The 26,848-nt window shown below is 74.2% G+C and carries 1 protein-coding gene (only partly in view); it reads left to right on the forward strand.

This entire window lies inside a single protein-coding gene on the forward strand: locus tag ACFZCY_RS06635, encoding a lonely Cys domain-containing protein. The 61,377-nt coding sequence extends 18,101 nt beyond the window's left edge and 16,428 nt beyond its right edge, so the window shows coding positions 18,102-44,949, spanning codon 6,034 (partial) through codon 14,983 (complete); the first complete codon in view begins at position 2. Both the start codon and the stop codon lie outside the window.

Below are 26,848 nucleotides of genomic sequence, written 5' to 3' on the forward strand. Positions count from 1 at the left end.
CCCGCTCCCGTACGCCGTGGTGGCCGAGGGCGGCCACGACCGTGTGACGGCGACGTGGCCGGACGGTACGGTACGCGACCTGACCGTCGACGAGTTCGTCGAACTGGTCGCGACCGACTTCGAGCGGACCGGAGCGCCCCCGGACACCCCGATCGTGCTGGCCATCCCCCATGGCGGTGACCGTGGGCTCGACCTGCCGCAGAAGCTGGCGGACCGGACGGGCCGGACGGTGTGGTCGCACAGCGGACGCGTCACGGTCCACCAGACCGGGCCGCAGGCGTACGCCATCGGTGTGGTCCACCGGAAGGGCCACATAGAGGGCGACTGGATCCCCAGCCTGCCCGGAAAGGCGGCCGGCCGGACCGCGTACACCCCGAGCTGGTGGCGCAAGGTGGTCAACCGGACCCTCGTCGGCCCGGACGGGCGGCGCATCGGACGCACCGCGCTCCACCACGATGAGGTCGCCAGGAAGGACCTCGAAGGGGAGCAGCGTCGGCTCGACGCGATGAAGCACTACGCCCACTACAACGTCGCCGCGCGGAAGTTCGTCAGCGGGCTGCTCCCGCGGCCGCGCCCGGGCAAGCCGGGCGTACGGAGGTACTACTTCGACGCGCACGGCGGGCCCGGCCACATCATGTTCCCGCTGGAGGACGGTACAAAGGTCGAGGCCTGGGGCGCGGCGGGGGCGCGGTACATCGGGCGCCGCAGGAGCGTGCAGGAGCTCGGCAACGACGACTGGATCGAGCTGGTCCTGTGCTACGCCGGTTCCCCTGCGCACCGTGGTGTGGACAAGACGAACCGCCGCAACTACGGCGAAGGCTTCCCCGGCGCCTTCGTGCCCGACCCACTCGCGGACGTCGCCATAGGGCAGCATGTGGCGAACGAGTCCCGGCGCAAGACGAACGCCACCATCCTCATCGACGCCACGGGGGACTACCAGGGCGAAGCCATCCGGATCCTGGAGACCGACGCCCGCGGGCGGCGTGGGTCGTACGTGCAGTACTTCCCGGAGCCCGATGACGAGGAGCTGGACCGCCGGGCGCAGGAGGCCGGGTACCACAGCGGTCCCGGGCCGGTCTCCGACACGACCAGGGCGGCGACACTGCGGCTGGTGCGGGCGCTGCGGCTGACGCTGGGCAAGGAGATCGACGACGACGTACGGGTGGAGCAGGACCCGGAGTACGCGGAATTGCTGCGCGGGGCCGCCGCGCTGGCCCGGATGTGGCGGCTCGACTCGCGGTTCTCCGACGCGGGCCCGTTCACCCTGGACTTCTTCGAGCGAGTCGTCGCGGCGACGCTTCCGGCGGGCACCCAGGCGCGCCATGACGACTACCGGAACGCCCTCAAGCGGGCCGCCGCCGCACCCATGGGCATGAAGGCGGCCGACTTCGTGACGCTGCCCTCCTCGCTGGACGACGCCGCCGACTGGCTCGACACCGCGGACATCGACGGCGCGGCCGTCGACGCGCTGCGCCTGAGCGGCCCCGCCGACGTGCGCACGCCCGAGTGGTCCCGGATGTTCTGGGCGCGGGTCAAGATGCTGGAGGCGTGGGACGCGTCCGGCATCGAGAGGATCACGGCCCACTTGTTCGAACTGCCCTCGGGCGCCCAGGTGACCGACGCGCAGCGCGACTTCACCCGGAAGCACATCACGACGGCGTTCGCCCGCGGGCTCGACGGAGCCGACGCGGACGTGATGGTCGCCTTCCTCCTCGAAAGGAACGGCGCCCTGTCGGGCACCACCGCCCTGTCCGTGCCCGGCACCCCGGGCAGGGTGTCCGGACGGGACTATCTGGGGAGCCTGAACGGCACGGCCCCGGACCTGTCGAAGGTCCAGACCCCCACGGGTCCGGTGGACGCTCCGTGGGCGGGGAAGGACGCGAACAACAACGACAAGCCGGTTCCCTACACGGTGCACGCCAGGGTGGACCCGAACGCCCCGGGCCGGGTGCTCGTCACCTTCAGGTCCTCCACCGGCGCACCCCTCACCAGGAGCCTGTCGCCCCAGGAGTTCGCCGAACTGCTGGCGCGCGACGAGGAGCTGCTGTACGAGGACCTGAAAATTCCGGTCCTGCTGGACATCCAGGGGCTCGTCGCCCACGCCCCCGGCCTGGCCGGGGGCGTGGCCCAGCGCCTCGGTCGGCACATCTGGGTGGTCGGGGAGCCGGACGCCACGGAGCCCGTCGATCCGCAGAACCCGGAGCCCGCCCCCCTTCCGGTGCGGGCCCCCGTGCCCCGAGCCGACCGTACGGCCGCGGAGGCGGCGCCGGCTCCGGCGGGGCGGGAGCTCACGGTGCGGTTCGACCCGGGTGAGACCATTGTGTCCGTTGATGATGTGGCGGACATCGAGGATCTGGCGCGTGAGGTGGCGGCGTCGGCGCTGACGGAATGGCGTGCGGGGCGTCCGTTGCCGTCGGGTGTGGTGACCGGCTTCGGCGAGGGTCCGGCCGCGCAGGCGCGGGAGATGGGGCAGGAGCGCGCCGAGACGGTTCTCGAGTGGTTCATGGACCACTTGGATGAGGCGCTGATACGGCTTCAGACGGATTACCCGTGGGTGGACCGGCTCAGGGCGGAGATGTTCTCGTTCACCGCCCGCAGCCGTGGCGGGGGCGTGAGCTCCGGTACGGACCCGGAGGTGCTGCGGCAGACGACCATCGAACTCACCACGCCGATGGGGCCGGACACCGGGCCGGGCCTCTTCGACGGGAGTGATTCCGGCAGCGACACCGATGTCGATTCCGTCTTCGACCCGGCCTCCGACCCCGATTCCGGCTCCGACCCCGATCCCGACTCTGATCCCGAGTCGTCCGCCGATCTCGCCGACCCCGCCGACGTACCGGCCGCCAAGGCGCGGCCGCAGCCCGGGTCGGTGGCCCGGTCGACCCCCGGGGCGCCGATGCCCGGGCTGCAACCGGCGGCCCCGCTGCCGGTGCACGTCGTCCCGGTCACGCTCCCGCCCGCCGCGTCCGCCCCCGCGCCGCTGACGAGAGTGCCCTTCGCGCCGGGGACCGACGCGCTGTCCGAGACCGCCGCGACGGCGCTGCGGGACCTGGCCGACCGGCTCGCCCGGACCGGGCTGGACCAGCGCGCCCAGGGCCTCGCCAAGCCCACCGCGATCATCCTCGGCTACGGCGAGGGCGCGGCGCAGGACGCGGACGCCGAGGCGCTGCGGCGTGCGTCCGCCGTCTACGAGCGGTTCATGGACGACCTGGACCGCGCGCTGGAACGCCTCCAGGGGAACGTCCCCGTGGACGACCACATCACGGCGGACGACTTCCACATCGTCTGGCGCGGCCGTGGCGCGGAGGTGGGGCAGACCGGCAGCACGCCGGACGCGGACCTGGCGGCGCTGCGCCGTCAGGTGACGATCGAACTCGCCGACCCGGCCGCGAAACTGAACGAACTCCGCCTCGCCGATCCGGATCTGGTGAACGACCCGCTGGACAGCGATGTCATCACCCGCCGCATCCTCCATCTCGCCCCGGACGCCCCGGTGGACGGGGACGTCCGCGAGCGGCTGTACGCGCTGATCACCAACGCCACCGTGGACGGCTGGGCGACCAGCCTGGCGGCGCTGGGCGCGTACCACGTCTTCCAGCAGGGCACGATCGCCCCGAACCGGGACCGCTACTTCACGGTGGGCGGCACCCGTGTCCCGGGGCTCAACTGGGGCGCTGACCAGGTCGCCGAGCTGACGAACGATTCGTTCGCGATCATCGAGCAGTTCCCGGACGGCAGCCTCCAGGTCGTGGACACCCAGGACACCGAGTGGCGTGGCGGGCCGAGGCCCTATGTCGTGGCGGCCGTCGGCACGCACGAGAAGGTCTTCCTGCCGTGGCCGGACGGTACGACCCGCGAGCTGACCGCCGGCGAGTTCATCGAGCTGGTCGCGCGCGATCTGGAGCGGGAGGGCCTGCCGCAGGATCACCCGATCGTGCTGGCCGTTCCGTTCGCCGGCGACCAGGGCCTCGATCTGCCGCGGCTGCTGGCCGAGCGGACCGGCAGAACGGTGTGGGCGCACTCCGGCCACGCGCTCATCAACGAGGACCAGGGCCTGACCACCGTCGCTGTGATCCACGCCGACGGCCGCCACCAGGGCGACTGGATCCCCAGCCCGCCCGGTATGGTGCCCGACCGCAGGCCCGGCCTCCCGGAGTGGTACCGCAAGGTGCTGACCCGGACCATCATGGACGTGCGGTCGAAGCGCCAGGCCGGTCGCTCCGGTATGCCGGACGCCGAGGTCTCGCGGCACGGCATGGAGGACGACCAGCGTCACTTCGGCACGATGACGCACTACGTCCACGTGAACCCCGTCACGGGCGAGGTCGTGTCGGGGAAGATCCCGCTGCCGAGCCGGGGCAGGACGTACACCTGGGACGGGCACGGCGGACCGGGCTGGATGGCTTTCGTGCTCGACGACGGCACGATGCACCACGCCTACGGCGCCGAGGGGCCCCGGTACCTCGCGCACCGCAAGAGCGTGCGGAACCTCGCCGTGGACGACTGGATCCACATGGAGTCGTGCTGGAACGGCTCCCCCGCGGACCGTGCCATCCCGGCCATCGGGTACGCGGACGGCGTCTTCCCCGGGGCGCTGCACGCCCTGTCCGCGGCCTTCGTCCCCGATCCGCTCGCCGACATCTCCGTCGCACAGCACACGGCGAACGAGACCCGGCACAAGGTCAGCGCCGCCTTCGGGACGGTCGGGACGCTGTTCCACGACGGTGAATACGTCATGACCGTCTACACCGACCTGCAGGGGCGGCTCGGCTCGGTCGTGACGTTCTATCCCGAGCCGGACACAGCCGAGCTGGACCGCCGCGCCCGCATGGCCGGGTACCACACGGGCCCGGGAGAGGTGTCCGAGAACGCCAGGCAGCGGACGCTGCGTCTGGTGCGGGCGCTGAGGCTGACGCTGGGCAACGACGTCGACGACGACGTCCGCGTCGAGCAGGACCCCGGCTACGCGGAGCTGCTGCGCGGGGCCGCCGCGCTGGACCGGATGTGGGAGGGCGACCAGCGGTTCGGCGGCGCGGGCCTGTTCACGCTGGACTTCCTCCAGCGGGTCGTCACCGCCGGGCTCCCCCAGGGGCGGACCGAGGCCCGTCACGACGACTACCGCGCGGTGCTCGCCGCCGCGGCCGCGGCCGACGGTACGCCCCTCACGACGTTCGCCCCGAAGCTGACGGGGGCGCTGGACGAGGCGGCCACCTGGTGGAGCGGTGTGGACCCGGCCGCGGAGGCCGCCACCTACCTGTCACTGCGCGCCGGACAGAAGGCGGGGAACGCCGAGCTCTCCCGCGTTTTCTGGGCCCGGGTCAAGATGCACGAGGCTCTGGCCGCACCCGGCGCCGACCTCGACCGGTTCACCCGTGAGGTCTTCGGCCTGACGCCCTACGACGATCTGCGCGAGGCCACCCAGTGGCTGATGACCACGCTGTTCGCGGTCGGGAGGGACGGGGCCGACCCCGTCATGGTGAGGTCGCGGTACCTGGAGGGCCTGGGCGCTCTGGACGACCCCACCGGCGTGTTCCTCCCCGACGGCTCGGGGAACCTGCCGGATCTGGCGTCCGGGCGCCACTACGTGGCCGCGCCGCAGACCCCGGACCTCGATCTGTCGAAGCTATGGACGCCCGCCGGTCTCATGGACGCGCCGTGGGCGGGGAAGGACCCGCTGGGCAACGACAAGCCGGCTCCCTACGTGGTGCGGGCCGCGGTGGACCCGAACACCCCGGGCCGCCTCCGGCTGCTCCTCAACGGCTCGTACCAGAGCGCGTCGGAGGCGGTGTTCGTCGAGCTGCTGGCCAATGACCGCCACCTGTTGGTCACGCCGCGGAAGGCCCCCGTCGTCCTGGACATCCCGGAGCTCGACCGGCACCTCCCCGGCCTGGCACGACGGCTCGCCCAGCGGATCGGCCATCCTGTCTACTCGACCGCCCTGCCCCTGGAGCGGACCACGCCCGTCGCGTCCCAGGCCCCCGTGCTGTCCCTGCCCCAGGTTCCGGGCGCCCCGGCCCCGAAGGGCGCGGACTTCCACGAGACGCGGCCCGTCGCCCCGAATCCGCCCGGCAACGCCCCGCGCCCGGTGCCGGCTTCGGTACCCCGCGGCGCCGAGCAGCTCCCGCCGTCGCCCTGGGCACCGATGCCGACGCCGCCCCCGAAGCTCCGGGCCGCTCTGGCGAAGGCGTCGGCCGTCGGGTCCACGCGGCCGACGGCGGCCCCGGCCGTGCGCCTGTCCCCGGACCGGATCGCGGAGTTCGCCGCCCGGATCGACTCGGACCAGATGCACACCGTGCCCGTGGGCGAGCCGCCGGCCGCTCCGGCCCCCACGACGCCGGCTGCCCCGTCCGCCGCCCCGGCCGGGCCGTCCGCGCTGCCGCGGTCGGCCACGGTGGCGTTCGACGAGCAGTCCGCCGAGGTGTCCGCGGACCAGGAGGCGGAGATCGCACGGCTGGCGGCCCGGGTGGCCGAGACCGCCTTGCGGAACAAGCGGGCGCGGCTGCCCAGGTCCCCGATCCGGATCACCGGACACGGCAGCGGAGCCGACCAGCAGCTCGCCCGCTCGCGGGCCGACGCGGTGGCCGCGGTGTTCCGGCGCCACCTCGACCGGGCGCTGACCGCGCTCGGCGCGGCCGGTGAGGGGCTGTCCGCCGGTGGCTTCTCCATCTTCATGATGACCGGCGGCAAGAGTCCGTCGAGCCCGGCCGCCGCCGGGGTGACGATCGGGATCAACACTCACCGGCACTCGGCGGCGGTGCTGCGGCTGGACGAGCTGCGGCAGGCCGAGTCCGGTCTGCGGGACGGTCCGTTCGACCCGGCCGCGCTGGCCCGGCGCGTCCTGGGCCTGGACGAAGCCACACCGGTCACCAGCGCTCTGCGCGAGGACCTGTACGCGGTGACCGACCTGGCGATCAGGGACGGCCGGGCGGGCAGCCTGGCGGAGATGGCGGCGTACCGCGCCGAGAAGGACGCGGGCCGCTACGCGGACCACCGCTTCACCACGGGCGGCGCCCGGGGCCCGGGTCTGAACTGGACGGGTCTGCCCGGCGGCGAGCTGTACGCGGACACCGTCGGCCTCCTGGTGGAGTGGCCGGGCACCACCCCCAAGCTCCTCGATTCGACGGTCCCGAGGTGGCTGGGCGGGCCCACGCCGTACCTGCTGGCGGCCACCCTGAACGGCGACCGGGTGACGATCCCGGCGCTGGACGGCACGACGCGGGCCGTGAGCGTCGAGCGGTTCGTGGAGGAGGTCCTGAAGGACCCGGACCTGGTGAAGCTCCCCGCGGGCGCCCCGATCGTGCTGGCCATGCCGTTCGCCGGGGACGGCGAACAGTACGTGGCGCGGCTGCTGGCGGAGCGGACGGGCCGCACCGTATGGGCGCACAGCGGTGACGCACGGCTGATGACCAGGCCGGACGGCCGTCTGGCCCTCGCGGTCTTCACGGCGTCCGGGCGCCCGGTGGGCGCGTGGTTCCCCGTCCCGCCCGGCATGCTGCCCGACTCGGGCGACGAGGGAGACGGGCACGACGAGGACTGGTACGAGGATGTGCGGTCCTCGCCGGTGGGCAGTGAGCTGACGGGACGGCAGATCGGCCGCGCCTCCTTCCAGCCCGGCGAGCTGGTCATACGGGAGGACGCGTACCGCCACCTCGACCAGGTGACGAAGTACGTGCACTTCAACTTCGCCACCGGAACCTACTCCAGGACGTTCCCCCTGGAACCGGCCGCCCGGGGCAAGCTGAAGGCGTTCTTCGCCGCCCACGGCGGGGCGGGCTTCACGTCCTTCGCCCTGGACGACGGGACCACGCACCGGGCGTGGGGCGACGCGGGTGCCAAGTGGCTGAGGAAGCGCAAGAGCTTCACCAGCCTCCTGGAGAACAAGCAGGAGGACTGGCTCGGCCTGGTGTCGTGCCGGTCGGGTTCCCCGAAGGACAGCGCGGTCCCGCGCCGTACCGCCTACGGGCGGAACAACCCCGGCGCCTTCGTGCCCAACCCGCTCAGGGAGGTCGCCCAGGGTCAGCACTACGCGAACGAGATGCGGAACAAGGTGAGCGCCGCCACCGTCCGCTCCGGCGTCCTGTTCCTGAACGGCGAGTACGTCCGCGCCCTGGTGACCGACCCCCAGGGGCGCTGGGGTTCGTACGCGGAGTTCTTCCCGGAGCCGGAGACCGGCGAACTGGACCGCCGGGCGCGCGCCGCCGGGCTGCACAGCGGCCCCGGGCCGGTGCCGGAGGAGGCGCGGCAGCGGACGCTGGAGCTGGTGCGGGCGCTGAAGCTGACGCTCGGGAACGAGGTCGACGACGACGTCCGCGTCGAGCAGGACCCGGGCTACGCGGAGCTGCTGCGCGGGGCCGCCGCGCTGGAGACGATGTGGCGGGACGATCCGCGTTTCCGGCAGGCGGGCCCGTTCACCCTGGACTTCTTCCGCCGGGTCGTCGCCGCGAAGCTGTCCCCGGGACAGACCGAGCCGCGCCGGGCCGACTACCGGACGGTGCTCGCCCAGGCCCTCGCCAACGGCCCCGGCACGCCGCTGGCGGACTTCGTGACGCTGCCCTCGGCCGTGGACCGGGCCGTCGCCCGGCTGGGCAGCCCGGATGTGTCGCGGGCGATCGCCGACGCCCTCCAGCTGTCCAGTACGGACGAGGTGGGCGAGGACGAGCGCTCGCAGGTGTTCTGGGCCGGGGTCAAGGCGTACGAGGCGCTGGACGCGCTCGACGCCGCCGCCCTGGACGCGTACACCGCCCGGGTGCTGCACCTGGACCCGTCCGAGGTGGACGACGCACGGCGGGACCGGGCGCGGGACCTGACGGCCGCGGCGTACGCAGTCGGCCGCGACGGGGCCGACCCGGACCAGGTGGCCGCCTACCACCTGGAGATCGATCAGGCCCTGTCCGCCGCCACGGCCATGCCCCCGGTCACGGCCGGCGGCCCGGTGGCCGGGCGCCATCTGCTGGCCACGCCACGGGGAGACACCGCCGTGGACCTGTCGAAGGTCCACATCCCCGGCGGTACGGTCGACGCGCCGTGGCACGGGAAGACCGCGGGCGGAAGGGACCGGTCCGCTCCGTACGTGGTCCGCGCCGAGCTGGACCGCGGCGACCCGAGCCACGTCTTCGTGTCGTACGGCGGGGCGACCCGGCGGGTGCCGACCGCGGAGTTCGTCGAACTGCTCGCCAACGACCCGGATCTGCTGACCCTCGACTCGGCCGTCCCCGTCTTCCTGGCCGTCTCCGAACTGGACCGCCTCGCCCCCGATCTGGCGCAGGACCTGGCCCAGCGCATCGGCCGGGAGGTGTACTCGACCGAGTTCCCCCTCGGGGAGCACACGGCCGACGGGGCGGCGCACCCGGTGTTCTCCCTGCACCCCTCGCCCGCCACCGGGGCGGCCCCCACCGCCGCCGCCCTGCGCCTGTCCAGCCCCCGCGCACTGGACTCGGTGAACATGCCGGCGCCGGGGCCGCTCCCACCGGTCGACGCCGACACCCCCGGCTCTTCCCGTGGTGACCGCCGCGCCCCCGCCCCGACTCTGGACCTCGACGCCCCGGTGCCCGGTCTTGACGACCCGCTGCCCTTCCTCGGCGGGCGGGTGCCGGGCCTCGACGACCCGCTGCCGGACCTCACCTCCGCCCTCACCGAGGTCCCGCCGCCCCCGCCGGCGCCCCCGTCGTCGCCGCCCTCCACGCTCGGGCCCACCCCGCCGCCCGGCCAGAACCCCCGGCCGAAGCCGGCCGGGGTGCAGATCGACGAGGAGCTGGAGGAGCGCCGCCGGCCGCGCATCGACAGCGACATGCTGCCGCCGCCGCAGGTGCACCGGCCCAGCAAGTTCACCGACGACAGCCGGATGCCGGGCTATGTCGACGGCTTCCTGCCGTTCCCCGGCGACGAGTCCGACGACACCGCCATGCCCATCGCGTTCGGGCAGAGCGATGTCTACATCCGCGGCTGGGAACAGATCGTGGAGCACATCGACGCCGAGATGAAGAAGGACGACGACCCGGAGACGGCCTCGGGCGAGGAGCCGTCGAAGCGCTACCGGGTGCGCGGCGGCGGCACCGACGAGTCGGTCTTCCGCCGGATGCAGCGCGCGCTGCGCGAGCGCCCGCAGACCTTCGTCGGGGACGGCCGCGAGTTCGTGTACCGCACGGAGTCGGGGCGCCTGCGCAAGCTGCACATCAGGGTCCGCAACTACGGCGAGTGGACCAAGTTCACCGACGGCGTCTCCCTGGTCAAGGTCGACAACGCGTACCGCGCGCAGGCCAGCGTCGGCGGTTCCAAGTCCGTCGGCCAGACCCGCCAGCTGGCCCCGACGGTGCCGCTGGGGCCGCAGTCGATGGTCTTCTCCGCGTTCGGCCGGATCGGCATCCGGCTGGGCCGCGTCCGCGAGGTCAACTACTCCATGCAGGACCAGATCCTGAACGTGGGGGAGACCCGCGGCTGGGACACCTCGCACCCGTACCTGGACGACGCGTACGTCGAGGTGCGCATCACCGACGCCGAAGAGCCGCGCCCGGCCAAGCAGGGCGTGCTGGGCACCCGCTGGCGGGCGAGGCCGGCCACCGTGGCGGCCCCGGACGTGGAGTTCGCGTTCGGTGTGCGCCACGGGCTCAAGGCGCGGCTGCCGGAGGGCGCCACCAAGGAGTCCACGGTCCGCCGGACCCCGAAGACGCTGCAACTGGGGCCGGAGTCCGACTTCCGGTTCTTCGTCACCGAGGACTTCGGCCCGGTCGAGCACATCCGCGACTGGGCGGTGGACCGGATCGGCGCCGGGCCCGACTCCTCGGCCTACCGCGAGCTGGACAGGTTCTTCTCCGACCGGAACTTCCACCAGCTCTCCGGGCGGATGCGCAAGTCCGCGGTGCCAAGCAAGCCGCTGCGCGCCGACGACAAGAAGAGCACCCCGCTCGGCGCCTTCGTCATCGACGGGGTGGAGCTGAAGCGGGCCGTGCTCGCTTCGGAGACCGACAAGGCGGAGCTGCGGGACTCGAACTTCCTGACCGTGCAGAACACCCGCAAGCAGAGCAAGGCGATCACCAAGGACATCTCCCTCGTCATCGGGCCCACGTTCAACCTGCCGACGTTCGGGCTCCAGAACGTCATCTCCGACTGGATGAACCGGGTCAAGCCCCGGATCCAGGCCGGCCCCAGCATGCGGCTCGGGCACACCCGGGGCCGCTCGGCGGTGACCGGCGGCTCGGGCGCGGTCCGCATGGTCGCCCGGGCCAAGAACGTCACCACCGACCTGTACCGGGTCGAGCAGACCATCTGGATCCGCAAGACCGGGGACGCGCACGCGACGCCGTTCACCACCTGGAGCCTGGACCGGATGACGCGCACCGAGGCGCGCCGCCTGGCCGGGATGGAGGACGAGAACGCCTTCGGCCGCACCGAGCCGTACGCCCCCGCCTACCTCACCGCGGACCGCCCGCCGACCCTCGGCATGGCCCGGCCGGTGCAGTTCCTCTACGCCAACGGCCGGTACAGCCGCAAGTTCGCGGCGGCCACCGAGGGCGAGGACACCTCCGCCGACACCACGCTCCAGCCCGCCGCCGAAACCGACGGCGGGACCGGGACCTTGCCCGCGATCACCGCCGGCCCGGCCACCCCGGCGAGCCCGGAGGTCACCTTCGCCGAGCGCAACCGGCTGGACTCGCTGACCCGGCAGGTGCTGACCGCCGTCGCCCGCAAGTACCCGACGATGGTCGCCACGCTGGAGGACCTCGGCGACCCGGACGACGGCCGGTGGCGCAACCACGCGCACTACCAGATGGTCCTGCACAACACGCTGACCGTCATCAACGCGCTCTCGCACCACAGCATGGCCGGGAACCTGGAGGCGATGAGCCGGACCGGCATCCGGGTCGGCCTGGTGAACCCCGGCCGGTTCCGCCGCGGTTACCACCACATCTGGATCGACGCGGAGCTGACCAACCGCACCTATGTGTCCCCCACGGACACCATCCTGCGCCACAGCGCGCCCGGCTCCATGACCCTGGACGAGAGCCAGTACGGGGTACAGGGGGCCGAGTTCGGCTTCGAGGCGATGGCGTCGATGCGGGACACCGCCGTCGACGAGATCGGGTTCCCCGCCCATGCCCTGACCGGGCAGCTCGGCTACCAGGCGGCCTGGCAGACGCGCGACGAGTCCAACTACGGCGCGACCGCCACGTTCGACCAGATGTCGATCACCACCAAGCCGGGCAACCTGTTCTCCTACGACGTCTCCTTCACCGTGAGCACCGGCGGCTACTGGCGGCCCCGGAGCCTGCTGCGCGGCCTGGTCAGCTTCGGCATCCTCGGCACGTCCCTCTTCGTCCGCGGCCCCAAGGGCCGGGGCGACATCATCGGCGGCGACTCCGACATCCCGGCCATCCGGGGCAAGGTGCTGCTGAGCGTCCCGTCCGAGCACTCCCCGAAGACCGACCCGCACGCGAAGGGTGCCGACAACCCGTACCTGGACAAGAAGCAGGTCACCCGCTCCACGATGACCCGCGACGAGGCCAGGAAGCTGCTCGACTCGTCCGTCGAGGACGACCGGGACGCCGGGCCGCTCGACGGGCTGCCCCACCAGACTCTCTCGGTGGTGGCCGACAAGAACTCCCCGGGGATCGTGGACCGGGTTCTGGCCAAGGCGTCCCACAAGAGGTGGCAGCTGACCCGGGTCGGCGCCCCCGCGCACGACGCCGCCGTACGCCCGGAGCAGCCGCAGTTCCTGACGGCCAACGTCGACCAGAACGCGAGCGCGACCGGGTCGCGCACCACGGGCCTGTTCGGCAAGGGCCCCTACATGGACTGGCTGGCCACCGTCGTCCACCGGATGCGGGTGACCAACCTGCGCGCGCTGACCCGGCCGGTGCCGATGGAGACCGAGATGACGGTCGGCGGCAGCACCAAGGCGTCGGGGGTGCAGAGCAAGTCCTTCACCCAGTCGGCCGGCTTCACCGCCGTCTACGGCAACTCCCACCCGACGAACACGCCGGTGACCGGCAACTACGGCCTGGTGTGGCGGCCGTGGTGGCGCACCCGGGGCTCCAGCGGCACCATCACCCGCGCGGTCACCTCGGACATCAACCGGGTCGACCAGGGCCACCAGGTGCTCACCGCCGGCGACGCCGAGCACGAGGTGGCCGCCGAGATGCGCTCCTCCGGTGTGCTCTCGCCACTGGGCGCGGTGGTGCGCCATCTGCGCGACTGGGCCGGGGAGCGGCAGGTCATCAAGGGCGGCTGGCTGGGCCACCTGCCCGAGCGGATCGCCCACCGGCTCGGCCTCATCCAGGGCGACGAACTCGGCGGCGGCCCGCTGTACACCCGGCGTAACTGGACCCAGCCCGGATGGTTCCGCAAGGCCCCGTTCGCCACGTACCCGGTCAACTCCCTGGACACCTCCAAGGTGGTGGAGGAGTTCGAGCGGCAGCTGGACGACCTGGCCATCGACGACGACAGCCGGGAGGCCATCCACCGGCTGACCTCGGCCAGGGTCACCCGCGCGCTGCGCCGGGAGATGATGGGCACGGGCTCCGGGGTGACCGCCAGGATCGGCGGCCCCGGCTGGAAGCGGATCCGGATCGGCGGGCGGAACGTACGCATCCGGGCCCAGCTCGAACCCGTGGGGGAGGAGCGGTTCGTCCAGCTGTGGCCGCGTACCGAGCTGGAGGACCACCGCTGGGCGGTGGAGAGCTTCAGCGACTCCTTCTCCAGCGGCCGGGGCAGCGACGCCGGAACCCAGGTCAACGAGGGCGTCCACACCGGCGACACCAACGTGCCGATGGCGGGCCCGTCGATGGCCGAGACCGGCTCCAACCGGCAGAACGTCTCCGCGAGCGACGCCCGCGTCCGGGGCCGGCTGTGGACCTCGTACACCAGTGAGCCGCACGCCGAGTTCGCCACCCGCTACCGGCTGCGCATCACCATGGAGATGGGCCGGGTGCGGGGGAACGAGCCCCGGCACCCGGAGACCCGGCGGATCGAGCACAGCGGGGACGTCGGCGTCCAGCGCGAGATCGTCCCGCTCAGCCTGATGCGGCCGGACACCGGCCCGAGCACCGCCCCGGCGAAGGGACCCGACCCGCTGGCCCCGCCGGACCTCGGCGACGAGCCGGCCGCGGTGAACGTGCTCACCGGGAAAGACTCCCCGCTGAAGAAGAGCAGCGACATCACCGGGGTCTTCGACTCCTGGCGCGCCGTCACCCTGCCCGACGGGACCCAGGGTCCGTTCATCCCGCCCCGGAACGGCTTCCACGTCCGCAACATCATCGGCGCCGAAAGCATCCTGGCGGCCAGCACCATCGCGCTGGCCAAGGCGTACGACAACCGGCTCGCCACCACCTCGGGCCGGCTCACCGGGAAGGTGCTGGAGCGGGTCCTGCGCACCGCGCGGGTCAATCCGCTGACCGCCGAGGGGACCGGTTCCGCGCAGGTGCTGGAGGACTCCCACGGCGCCGGGGCGCTGTCCGCGTTCTTCGAACACGCCTCCGGCAACGACGGCTACGAGACCGCCGGCCTGACCGAGAACGGCTTCGCGGACCGCTCCGAGGGCGCGCTGCGGGTGTTCTCCCGGCCGGACCTGGCCGGTGCGCGGCTGATGGCGGTGGCCGACGGCGCCCGGATGGAGTCCTCGGTCCGGGTCACCCAGAGCGACAACGCGACCGCCTCCCAGGGCGGCGACCACAACACCGTCTTCGGCGCGGCGCCCGCCCTCAAGTCGGACACCGTCGGCGCGGCGAACCCGGGCGCCTCCGGCACCGGCGCCGACACCTCCGACAGCGACGGCCGGGTGATCGCCACCGATCAGGCCCGCCAGGTGAACGTCAAACCCAGCACGGGCCGGGTGTTCGCGTTCGCCATCCCCACCGCGTGGCTCAGCGTGGCCGACGTCCACCGGCAGTTCAAGGAGCTGCCGGCCAGCAGATGGATCCGCAAGCACCTGATGGGCTCGCTCGGCGGCGTCAGGCCGGGCCCGCAGACCGTCGAGGCGCAGACCCATGTGATGGCCTGGGTGCGCGAGGACGTCGCCCGCCAGCTCGGGCTGATCACCGACGACAATTTCCCCGAGACCGTCGCCCAGGCCTGGGACAAGGTCAAGGACGCGGCCAAGACATGGGCCGACGAGGACGCGAAGTACTGGGAGCTGCGCCGGGACCTCCCCGATCTGCGGGAGGCCGCCGCCGCTGCCATGGTGGCCCGCTCGGTGGCCCGGCGGCAGCGGCGGCAGGCCGAGGACGCCGCGGGAGCGGAGTCCGCGGCGGCGCGGCGGGACTTCGCGGCGGCGAGGGCCGCGGCCGACGCGGCGCTCCGGCAGGCCCCCGAGGACTTCCCGGCCCCGGTGGCCGACGAGCTGCGGTCCGCCACGGAACTGGCCGCGCAGGCGCTGCGGTCCCACCAGAGCGCCTTGCTGACCGGTCTGACGGACGACGCCACGCCCGCGAAGCGCGCCGCCGCCGCTGCCCGGGTGGAAAGCGCCCGGCAGGCGCTGACCGAGGCGGACGCCCTGGTCGACTCCATCCGGCGCCGGGAGCGGGACCGGATGGCGGCGGAGGCACAACGGGTCTTCGACAGCCGTACGGCCGCGGCGGAGGAGAGCGTGGCCAGTGCGCGGGACGCCGCCCACGCGGCGGCCCAGGCGTACCGGGCCGCCGAGCGCGCCGTGGAGACGCGTATCGCGGAGGTGCGGAGCCAGGAGCGCAAGGCCGAGGACGCGGCGGACGCCCTCCACCACCTGCGCGCCCAGACCGACCGGCTCACCCGCTGGCACCGGCTGCCCGAGGACCCGCCCAGCGGCGAGGAGGGCGCGGTCCCGACCCGCGCCGGGCTGCCCGAGCCGAAGATGACGGACTGGGAGCCGGGGAAGACCGAGCGGACGGAGAACCCGGCCAAGCACTCCGACCGGCCGAAGGTGGCCAAGGCGCCGAAGCTGGGTGCCATCACCGAGGAGCCGTCGGCGGAGCCGAAGCCGGCCAAGCGGCCGCGGGTGCCCCGCGAGCGGCCGGTGCCGCGGCCGCCGGGGCTGGGCTCCATCGCCGAGGAGACACCCGAGGAACTGTCCGAGGGAGAGACCTCCGGGTCGGACACCTCCGCCCCGGAGAGCACCGGGGCCGACACCGGCGACGACACCAGTAAGGACACCCGCGACACCGGCACGGACACCCGCGACACCGGCACGGACACCCGCGACACCGGCACGGACCGGCCGGAGGACTCCCGGGACGAGACGTTCCGCAAGGAACCCGAGACCTCCGGCACGCCGCCCCGGTACACCGAGGTCACCGCGCTCGGCGACGGCGCGCCCGCGCTGAAGTCCCCGGAGGGGACCACCCACCGGCTGCTGGACGTCCCCGCGGACAACTCCTTCCTCCGCGCCTTCCAGCGCGCCCTGCCCGCGGCCCGCACCGGCGCCGACGGCGCCCCGCTGCGCGCCGCCGGGCTGCGGAACGTGCTCGCGGACGCGGTGGAGGGGCTGCCGGACGACTCGCCGCTGCTGGCGTACTTCTCCCCGGACGAGACGGACACCTTCACCTCCGCCGAACTCGGCGCCGCGACCCTGGACCTGGGCGCCGACACCCCGCAGCGCCGGGAGTTCGACGCCCTCGGCGTGATCCCGCACTCCGCCGGCGACCGCCCCACCCCCGAGCGGCGCTACCAGCCGCTGAGCCCCGCGCAGCGCCGCGGGCTCGCCGCCGCCCAGCTGCGGCGCGCCGCCGACGCCGCGAACGACACCGGCTGGGACCATAGCGCCGCCGACCTGTTCCCCGCGCTCGCGGCGCGGGCGTACGGGGTGGGCGTGCGCGTCGTCCGCGACGACGGCACGTACCAGGACTTCTCGCCGCACCCCGACCGCCCGCTGCGCTCCGGCGACGAGCGCGTCGTGCTGTACCTGGCCGACCGGCACTTCCGCGCCGTGGAGGCGGCCGCCGTGGCCGAGGGCCCGCCCCCGCGGCCGAAGCCCGAGCCGCCGGTGGACGACTCCCTGCTGACCGCCCACGCCACCCGCCCGTGGACCTGGGAGGGCCTGGACGACGCCACCTACGCGGAGCAGCCCAAGTTCGACGCGGCCACCGACGTCGATATCCTGACCGACCCCGACGGCTACGTCTACGACCTGGTCACCCCGCAGGTCGGCGAAGGGAACCTGTTCTACTCCGCGATCGCCGTCGCCCTGGGAGCGGATCCCAGGGGCGGCCCCGGGTTCCGGGTGGTCGACGACCTGATCGAGCTGATGGACACCGTGCCGCTGCCGCGCACGGCCCGGCTCGACCCCCGGGCCACGTTCACCGAGGACGACCTGTACGAGGCCGGGTACCGCCCGCTGACCCCCGAGCGGCGCCGGGAGCTCGAGCGCGGCGGCGGCCGGCTGCCCGAGTCCTGGCCGACGCCGCCCGGCTGGGTGCGGGAGGGCCTGATCCGTGCCCACCTGCGGAACTCCCGCCGCTGGACCCGGGACACGGCCCTGCTCGCCGCCCAGCTGGTGGCGGAGAACAGGGACCTGCACGTGACCTACGTGCACGAGAACGGCACCATCGACACCTTCGGCACCGCCACGCCCGACGCGGACAACGCCATCGTCCTGTACGAGCGCGGCGGCGACTTCCTCGCGGCGACACCTCGCGAACCCCTCAACCCGCGGGGCCCCTGGACCTTCCGCACCACCAAGCCGGCCCCGCCGCCGCCCACCCGGCCCGCACCGACCACCCGCCCCGCGCCGCCCCCGCCGGTGGCCACCCTGCCCCCGACCGGACCGCCCGGCGGCAAGGGCGCGCCGAAACCCCCGCCCACCGGCCGGGGACGGAAACGGCCCGTCAACGAGGGCCTGTCGTCCTGGCCGGCGATGCCCCCGGCCGATACCGGGAGCCGGGCGCTGGTCCGCCCCAGCGTCCTGCGGGACGTCCTGGAGCGGCTGGACACCCTGCGGGCGGACGTCGCCGAACTCGCCGACGGCCCGCTGGACATGGACGCGCTCGCCCGCCATGTGCTGCTGCTCGACCCCGACACGCCCGTGACCGAGGCACAGCGGGACGAGCTGCTGCGCCTCGCGATGGCCCCGGAGACGGCCGCCGCGCCCAGCCTGGCGGTGCTGGCCGGGTTCGGCCTGGCGGAGCGCGGGGTGACCGCCGTCCGGGACTTCGGCCACGACGTGGACGCCTTCGCCGCCCGCGTCCTGCATCTGACCGCCCCCGACCCGGCCCGGCGCCGGGACCTGGTCCGGCTGCTGGAACGGGCCGCGAACGTCGACATCGACCTGAGCCGGAGCCTGCGGCTGGCCACGTTCCGCCTGGCGACCGGGGGCCTGTTCGCCCCGGAGCGGGTCATCCGGCGCCCCGACGGCACGGCGGTGGGCCGCGACGGGGACCGGCGCCTCGACACCCTCGACGTCGACCTGCGCGAGGTCACCCTGGTCGCGGTCGGGCCCGACGGGAAGCTCAGCTTCGACGTCACCGGCCCGGCTCCCTGGGACCGGCCGACGGGCCCGGGGCCGTGGGTGTTCCGGGCTCACGGCCCGCTGGGCGAGGGGCTGCTGTCCGGGCGGATCCCGGCGGAGGACGTCGCCCATCTGCTCGCCATCGACCCCGAGCGTCCCACGGGCAGCGAGATCGTCATCCTGCTCCCGCACAACGTCCCCGCCACGGCCGGGCCCGCCGTGGAACGGCTGCTGGACGCGGTCACGCGGAGCACGCGTACCAGGGCGTACAGCGCGTACGGCATGGCGGACTTCTTCACCGACGAGGACGGCCGTACCACCATCGCCCTGGGCCCCGGCCGGCACGGGCGGCCGCGTACGCCCGCCGACTTCGTCTCGGCCGGCCGCAGCGCCGCCGACGGGACCACGGCCGGCCCGGCGGTGGACGGCAGGCGGCCCCGCCCGCGGGCCGGGGCCAAGCGGCGGGCCCGGCCGTTCCGCGCGGTGCGGCCGTCCGCCAAGCGGCCGCGCACGGGGGAGCCGTCCACGATGCCCCCGGCGCCGCTGCTGAAGGGGGTGCCCCACGAGGGGCCACCCACGAAGCTGCTGCCGGAGGCGACACCGCCGAAGGGCAAGCTGCCGGAGGAGACGACACCGGCCAAGGGCACACCGCCGGAGGGCACACCGCCCAAGGGCGCACCGCCGGAGGGGAAGCTGCCCAAGGCGCCGCCCCGGACGCCGATCATGACGTCCCCGGTGGGCGGCACCACCGGCTGGGCCCGGGGGCGGCCGCTGCCGGTGGCCATGGACGGCAACTGCCTGCTGCACGCCTTCATGGCGAGCGACCCGCTGCTCGTCCGCGACGCCCTGCCCGGCCTGGCCGCCGACGCCCGCTCACGCGCCGACCGGGAGGCGTACGCCTGGCTGTCCGACCCCGCGCGGGTCCGCGCCGAACTGGCGCGCGGCGGCGCGCCCCGCCGCCCGGACCGCCATGTCCTCGACGCCATGCAACGGTTCGTCGCGGACCACCTGACCGCGAACCGGGGACGGCTGCCGGTCGAGATCGTCCTGCAGTACCGCAACTCGGTGCCCGACGGGCTGGCCGCGGCCGTGGACCGGATGGACGAGGTCGAGCTGGTGACCCGGCTGACCGAGCTGGGCGTCCCCGTACCGGACCAGCGCCGGTTCCCCAGCGCGGCGCAACTGCGCGGTGAGCTGGGCGACCTGGTCCTCCGGCACACCCCCCTGGACGACCGGGAGCTGTCCGGCCTGCGCGCCGCGGTCCTGAACTGGGGCAACCGCTGGAACTCCGACATCGGCGACACCTTCCCCCACCTGCTGGCCCACGCCTTCGACGCACGGATCGACATCGCCTGGTCCAACCGCCGGGCCGACGGCCGGACGACGCAGCGCGGCATGCGGCGCGGGATCGGCCCGGCGAGCGCCGCATGGGAGATCGAGCTCTTCTACAGCAACCAGCTCGGCCCGACCGGACACCCCGAGGGAGGGACCGAGCACTACGAGGGCAGCACCGCCACCCCCCGGTTCGCCGCCACCACGACCCCCGCCGGCCGCACCACCTCCGGCCCCTCCACGGAGCCCGGCTCCTCCACGGAGCCCGGCCCCTCCACCGGCGATCCGGCCACCGACCCCGGCGCCACCTACAGCGGGCGCCCCGCACCCGGCGGGTCCGCACCTCGCACGACGCACCGGCCCGGACCGGGCCGGGCGGACCGGTACCGGCCCGGGAACGGGTCGCGGCGGGGTTCCCGGTGGCGGCCCGGAAGCGGGCGGCAGCGGCACGACCGCGCCCTCGGCCGCCCGTATGGGCCCAGGCCCGCGGTCCAGCTCACGCCCGAGGAGCTGACCGCCCGGACCGAACTCAACCGGCTCCGGAAGACCGACCCCGAGCTGCGCCGCGGCCCGCTGGACATGACCCGGCTCGCCCGCCGCGTCCTGCTGCTCACCCCCGAGGAGCGGGTGACCGGCGACCGGCTCGCCGACCTGATCGGGCTGGCGTCCTCGCCCGAGGCCCGGAACGCGACGGGCCTGGCGGGCCTGAGCGCGCTGTACCTCGTGGACCGGGGCGTGTTCGACGACCGCTTCCGCGTCACCGACACCCGGGGCCGTCCGCGGGGGATCAACTGGACGGACAGCCCCATCCCGGCCGACCTCGACCTGAGCACCACCGCCGTGCAGGTCCGCCGTGACCAGGGCAGCACCTTCAACGACGTCCGGCCTGCGCTGTGGGCCTCCGGACCGGGCCGCCCCGGCCCGTATCTCCTCGCCACCTCCGGCGACCACCAGTTCCTGGTACGCGGCCGTGCGGGATTCCAGCGCCATGTGCCGTTCGAGGTGCTCAACGAGGTGATGGCGCTCGACCCGGTGCTGACCGCCCTCCCGTGGGACGGCACGGTGGCCGTGGTGATCCCCGGCTTCGGCCGGGTCCCCGTCCGATCCCGGATGTTCGCCGCCCGGCACAACCGCAACGTGGTGGCCACCAGCGGCTTCCCGGCCGTGATGGAGCTTCCGGACCGGCCGGGGCACCGGGTGTTCGGCCTGGTGGACGACGAGGGGCGGCCCCGGGGCGACTTCTTCATGTCCGCGCCCGGGCCGGTGCCCCCGGACACCGGGGCGGACGACTGGGTGCGGGACGCGGACGTCTTCCCCCTTCCTGACACCGACGGCTGGGTGACGGGCTTCGTCTCGGTCGACATCGGCGCCGACACCGACGGCGGCCGGGACCGGCTGCTGCACGCCGCGCAGCTGCCCGCGGTGACCTCGTTCGTGACCTACGACGCCCAGCTCGAGGAGTACGGCCAGAAGCGGAACGTGCCCTGGCCGCCCGGCAGTACGGTCTTCACCGGCCTGCACGGCTTCCCGGGCACCGTGGTCTGGGCCACGAGGGACGGGCTCCGGTACAAGAGCGGCCGTGAGCACGCCCGCGCCGTCGCCCGCTGGTTCGGCCTGGTCCAGCCGTCGCCGCACCGGAACGGGGCGCAGCTGATCTGCTTCTCCGCGGTGCCGCCGGGCGTCGGCGGCGTCTTCGCGGGCGGAAAGTACGACGGCCCGCTGCCGTTCGCCCCCGACCCGCTCGCCGTGGTCGGCGTCGGACAGGAGCAGGCCAACGAGACCGGGATGACGGTATACGGCCCCCGCCACCGCATCTCCGTGCAGACCTTGGCGGACGGCATTCCGGTCGTCGTGGTGCACACCAACGCCCGTGGTGAGGGCGGCTCCCTGGTGAAGCACCGCCCGGAGCCGAGGGGTACCGCGCTCGACGACCGGGCCCGGACGGCCGGGCTCCACAACGGAGCCGGCCCCGCGTCCGAGGCGGTGCGCTATCAGGCACTGAAGCTGGTGCGCGCGCTGCGCGAGGCATTCGAAGACCCCGACGTGGACGACCGGCCGGACTACCCGGACCTGCTCCGGGGCATCGGCGCGCTGGACCGTATGCGCGAGCGCGACCCGGCCCTCGACCGCGACGGCGTCCGCGAGTTCACCCTGGACCTGTTCCACCGGACGGTGCGCGCGTTCCCGCCGAGCCGCCCCGACATGCGGCCCGGTGGCCCCGAGCACATCGAGGAGGTGCTGGCCCGGGCCGACGCCGCGTGGCAGGCCGGGCCCGGGCGCCCCCTCGGCGGTTTCGTCGTGCTGCCCCACCTGGCCACCGCGCTGAACCGGCTGCCCTCGGCGGGCACGCCGGGCGCCGAGGCCATGGCCCGGGAGGTCCTGGGGATCCAGGACGGGCAGCCGGTGGGCGAGGCGGAGCTGTCCTGGCTGCTGTGGACCGAGGTCAGGCTGCTGGAACTGCTGGACACCGTGGTCGACGACGGGGAGTTCGCCGCCCGCGTCCTGCACCTCGACCGCCCCGACCCGGCGCGGTTCGACGAGGCGGTCGCGCTGGTGCGCAGGGCGCTGGCCGTGGGCCGTATCTCCCTCCCCGAGGTGGCCGCCTACGATCTGGAGACCCGGGGCGCCCTGTCGGACCGTACGCTCGGGAAGAACCCGGCGGGCCTGATCAACGGCCGGGACCTGTCGCACGGCGCCGCCGCGCTGGACGGTGACTTCGACGCCGGCGTCGTGACCCTGATGGACTACGCGCCCGACGGATCGCTCATCGAGGTCGCCACGGTCCCCGCCCCCTGGTACGCGCCGGACCGCCCGAACCCGTTCCCGTACGTCTTCGACGGCGGCTTCCTGGGCGCGCCGGTGCCGCCGCGCGAGTTCGGCGAACTGGTCTTCCGCGACAGTGAGCTGCACGGCGCGCCCTTGGGGGTCGACATCCTCCTGGTCGCGGACGGCGCCCGGCCCCCGGCCGGGGCGCCCCTCGCCGGGTCCCTGCCCGGGCAGGGCGCCTGGAACTCGGCCCGCGGGGTCTGGGCCACGTACGGCCGGACCGGCATCCACCGCCGGCCGGGGTCGCGGACGTTCACCGTCTACGTGGCGCCGGACGCGTCGGGACGCCGGCCCCTGGCGTCCGACTGGGGCCTGATCAGGCCGCGCGACCTCACGCCGCCCACCCCGCGGCCCCCCTGGGCACTGCCGCCCGCGGGTACCCCCACGGTCACCTACGGGATCGGCGACCAGGCGCCGCAGGCCGGGGAGCCGGCCGACGCCCCGGCCGCGCTGCCCTCAGGCGACGGCCTGCCCGATGACGGCGGCCAGGACGCCGAGACCGTCGCGCTCGCCTGGGACGAGCACGCCCAGGCGCTGGCACTCCTCGCCGAGGCAACGGAAGCCGCCGACGCCGCCACGGCCACCGGCCCGGACGCCGCGGAGCGCGCCGCCGCCGAGGAGCGGCTGGAGGACGCCCTGGCGCGGCTGGAGGACGCCGGCACACGGCTGTACGACCTCGGCGTCCCGCCGGCCGAGCTGGCCGCCGCCACCGCGCCCGGGAACACCGCCGCGCTCCCGGTCCCGGCCCTGGGCGACGAGCGGCGCGGGTGGCTCGCCGGCCAGGTGCGGGCCGAGGACCTGCGCCAGGGCGCGCCGACGCTGGACCCGGCCGAGTTCGTCACCGTCGACGACCTGCGGGCCGCCGGTGGCGAGCTGACGGCGACCCAGACGTTCGAGGCCAAGCTGAACGGCGGCCGGCTCCAGGCGCGGGGTGTGTCCCCGCTGGACCAGGTCCGGCTGCTGCTGCACCGGTCAGGGCCGGGGCCGGACGGGATCGACGCGGTCGCGGCCGAGGTGTCGCGGCGGCTGTGGCGGTCGGCGTACGAGGCGTTCGCGGCGGCGGCCACGACGCGCCCGACCGCGACCCCGCAGGACGGCGCGCAGCAGGCGCAGGACGGCACCGGGCCCCGGGACGACGGCGCGGCGCCGGACCCCGCCCGGGTCTGGGAACTCGCCGCCTTCCTGGTGCTGCCCGTCCCCGCCCACGCCGCGCAGGCCGACGTCCGCTACGCCCAGGACGCGTTCCACGCCGCCGTACGGGACGTCGCCGAGCATCTGCTCGACCACGGGCCCGACGCCCGGTCGGCCGTGGAACTGGCCGACACGCTGCGGCGGGAGCTGGGCCTGCGGCCCCGCTGGACCGAGGCCACCGCGCCCCGCCCCCGGCCGGCGGCGTCGTCGTCCGCGGCACCGCCGGCCTGGAACGGGCCGGACGTCGACATGCCGGACGCCGAGACGTCGTCGGAAACCGACACCGACACCGACTCGGACGACGACATGCCGGACGCCCCCGACGAGTCGCAGTCGGAGTCGGGGGCCTCCGAGTCCTCCGAGGCTTCCGAGTCCTCCGAGTCCTCCGAGTCCTCCGAGTCCTCCGAGTCCTCCGATTCCGAGAGCCGCCTGTTCTCGGACGACTCCTCGTCGGCCGGATCCGAGTACAGCGACTCCTCGGACGAGGAGTCCTCCGATTCCGGCTCCGACGACGACGCACCGGCCTCGAAGCCCGCCTCCCGTACCGCGCTGCCTCCACAGACCGACGTGCGCTTCGCGAAGGGGGCGCTCGCGCTGTCGGAGGCCGACGCGGCGCACGTCCGCGACCTGGCGCGCCGCCTGGCCCTGGCCGGGCTGCGGAACCAGCGGGCCGAGGTGGACCTGCCGACGGTCCGTATCTCCGGTTACGGCAACGACTTCCGGTCCAACGCCGAGCTGTCGGTCCGGCAAGCGGCGGCCCAGGACCGTGGCGCGCGGCGGGCCCAGGTCGTGCAATTGGCGTTGCTGCAGGAACTGGGCCGTGCGCTGGCCGTGCTCCAGCGGAACCGGCCGGCCGGTCAGCCGCGCCTGGAGGCGGGGCACTTCACCGTGGCCGGCCGAGGCCTTCCCGAGGTCCCCGCCAACAGACTGGTCTCGCAGTGGCCGAGGCCGACCTCGATCGAGATCTCCATGGAGCCCCGCGCGGAGGCGGTGGAGATCCTGGACCGGCTGCGCCGTCAGCGCAGGCTCCCGCGCCACGGCGCGATGGATCTGGACGCCCTGGCCCGGGAGATCCTCCACCTGCCCGAGGGCACGGCCGTGGACCGGGGCGTCCGGGACGAGCTGTTCGACATGGTGCGGGAGGCCGACGCGGCGGGCCGGGCGACCAGCCTCGCCGGGCTGGCCGCTTTCCACGCCCAGCGGCAGGGCGTCCTGGACGACCGCTACCGGTTCACCGACAACCTGGGCCTGGGCGAGAGCACGGGGGTGAACTGGACGGGCTCGGGCGACCGCGAGCTGGACACCACCACGGTCGATCTGGCCGAGAAGGACGAGCAGGGCACCATCACGCGCCTGGGGCTGGACGACCAGCCGTGGGAGGGGGACGAGTCCGCCTATGTCGTGGCCGCGTCGGGGGACCGGGACAAGGTCGTGGTGCCGTGGCCGGACAAGACCACCCGGGAACTGGGCATCGAGGAGTTCGCCGAGCTGATGGCGCACGACGCGGTGCTGTCGAGGCTGCCGAAGGACGTGCCGATCGTGCTGGCCGTCCCGTACGCGGGCTCCGGCCTCCTCTACCTGGCGCGCCGGCTCGCGTTCCGTACCGGCCGTCTGGTGTACGCGCACAGTGGCGATGTGGAGCTCACCGTCCGGGCGGGGAAGCCGACGAGGATCCGGGTGGTCCACCACGCGGGGCACCCCCAGGGCGACTGGGTGCCCAACCCCGCGGACCTGGACCCCGGTTCCCCCGACGACGTGCCCGACTGGCACCACCAGGTGGAGACCTGGGCCCTCGTCAGCAAGCTGACGAAGAAGCAGATCGGACGGGTCGCCTTCGAGCGCGGCGATCTGGCCGGCGGCCGTGAGCGACAGCTCCGCCACATCGACCAGATGACGGAGTTCGCCCACTACAACCCCGCCACGGGCACCGAATCCGCGCGCTTCACCCCGGCGGACCCGGACGAGGCGGCCCCGGCGGTCTACCAGAGCCTCCACGGGCATCCGGGCGGCATCTCGCTGCCGCTGCGGGACGGCGACCAGCGCATACTGGACGGTGACGAGACGCAGCGGTATGCCCGCGCGCGGCGCAACAGCCTTTCCGTCTTCCCCAAGGAATACTGGGCCGACCTGGAGATCTGCTGGGCGGGATCGCCGCGGGACCGGAGGGCGCCCTCCTACATCCACAGCGGTCGGGCTTTCCCCGGGCCGTTCGTCGCCGACCCGCTGGAGGACGTGCCCGTCGGACAGCGCTACGCGAACGGCCTGCGGCGCAAGGTGCGCTGCACCATCCGGACGACGGCGGTGCAGGACGACGACGGCAAGCCAAACCGGGTCTACTACCGCCTGATATACACCGACCCCGAGGGGCGGCGGTCCGCGCGTGCGAAGTTCTTCCCCGAGCCCAGGGCCGCCGAACTGAACCGCCGGGCGCGGGCGATCGGTTTCAGCGGCCCGGACGGCAGGGTGTCCGCGGCGCAGCGGCACCGGACGCTGCGGCTGGTACGTGCGCTGAAGCTGGCGCTGGGCAACGAGGTGGACGACGCCGTACGCGTCGAGGACAACCCCGAGTACGCCAGGCTGCTGCGCGGGGCCGCCGCGCTGGACCGGATGTGGCACGCCGACGCGCGGTTCGGCACGGCGGGCCCGTTCACGATGGACCTCTTCCACCGGATCGTCGCGGCGAAGCTCCCCCAGGGCCGGCCGGAGGCGCGCCGGGCGGACTACCGGGCGGTGCTCCTGGAAGCGGCGGACACGGCCGCCGGCGCGCCCCTGAGCGACTTCGTGACGCTGTCGCCCGCCGTGGACATGACGAGTTTCCGGAAGAACGGCCTCACGAGGGATCAGTGGGACCGTGTCGTCGCGTCGACGATGGGGACCACCGTCTCCGGCATCAGGGGCACCCACCGTTCGCGGACGTTCTGGGCCTGGGTCAAGGAGCATGAACTGCTGGACCGGCCCGGTACGGACCTCGACGCGCTCGCCCGGAAGGCCCTCCACCTGGAGACGGCCGACCCGGTGGGCAGCGCCGTCCGGGCGGATCTGCGGCGGCTTGTCACCAGGGCCTTCGCATGGGGGCATGACGCCGCCGAT

Origin of the sequence: Streptomyces sp. NPDC007983 (assembly GCF_042958345.1) — a bacterium.
Classification (GTDB): domain Bacteria; phylum Actinomycetota; class Actinomycetes; order Streptomycetales; family Streptomycetaceae; genus Streptomyces.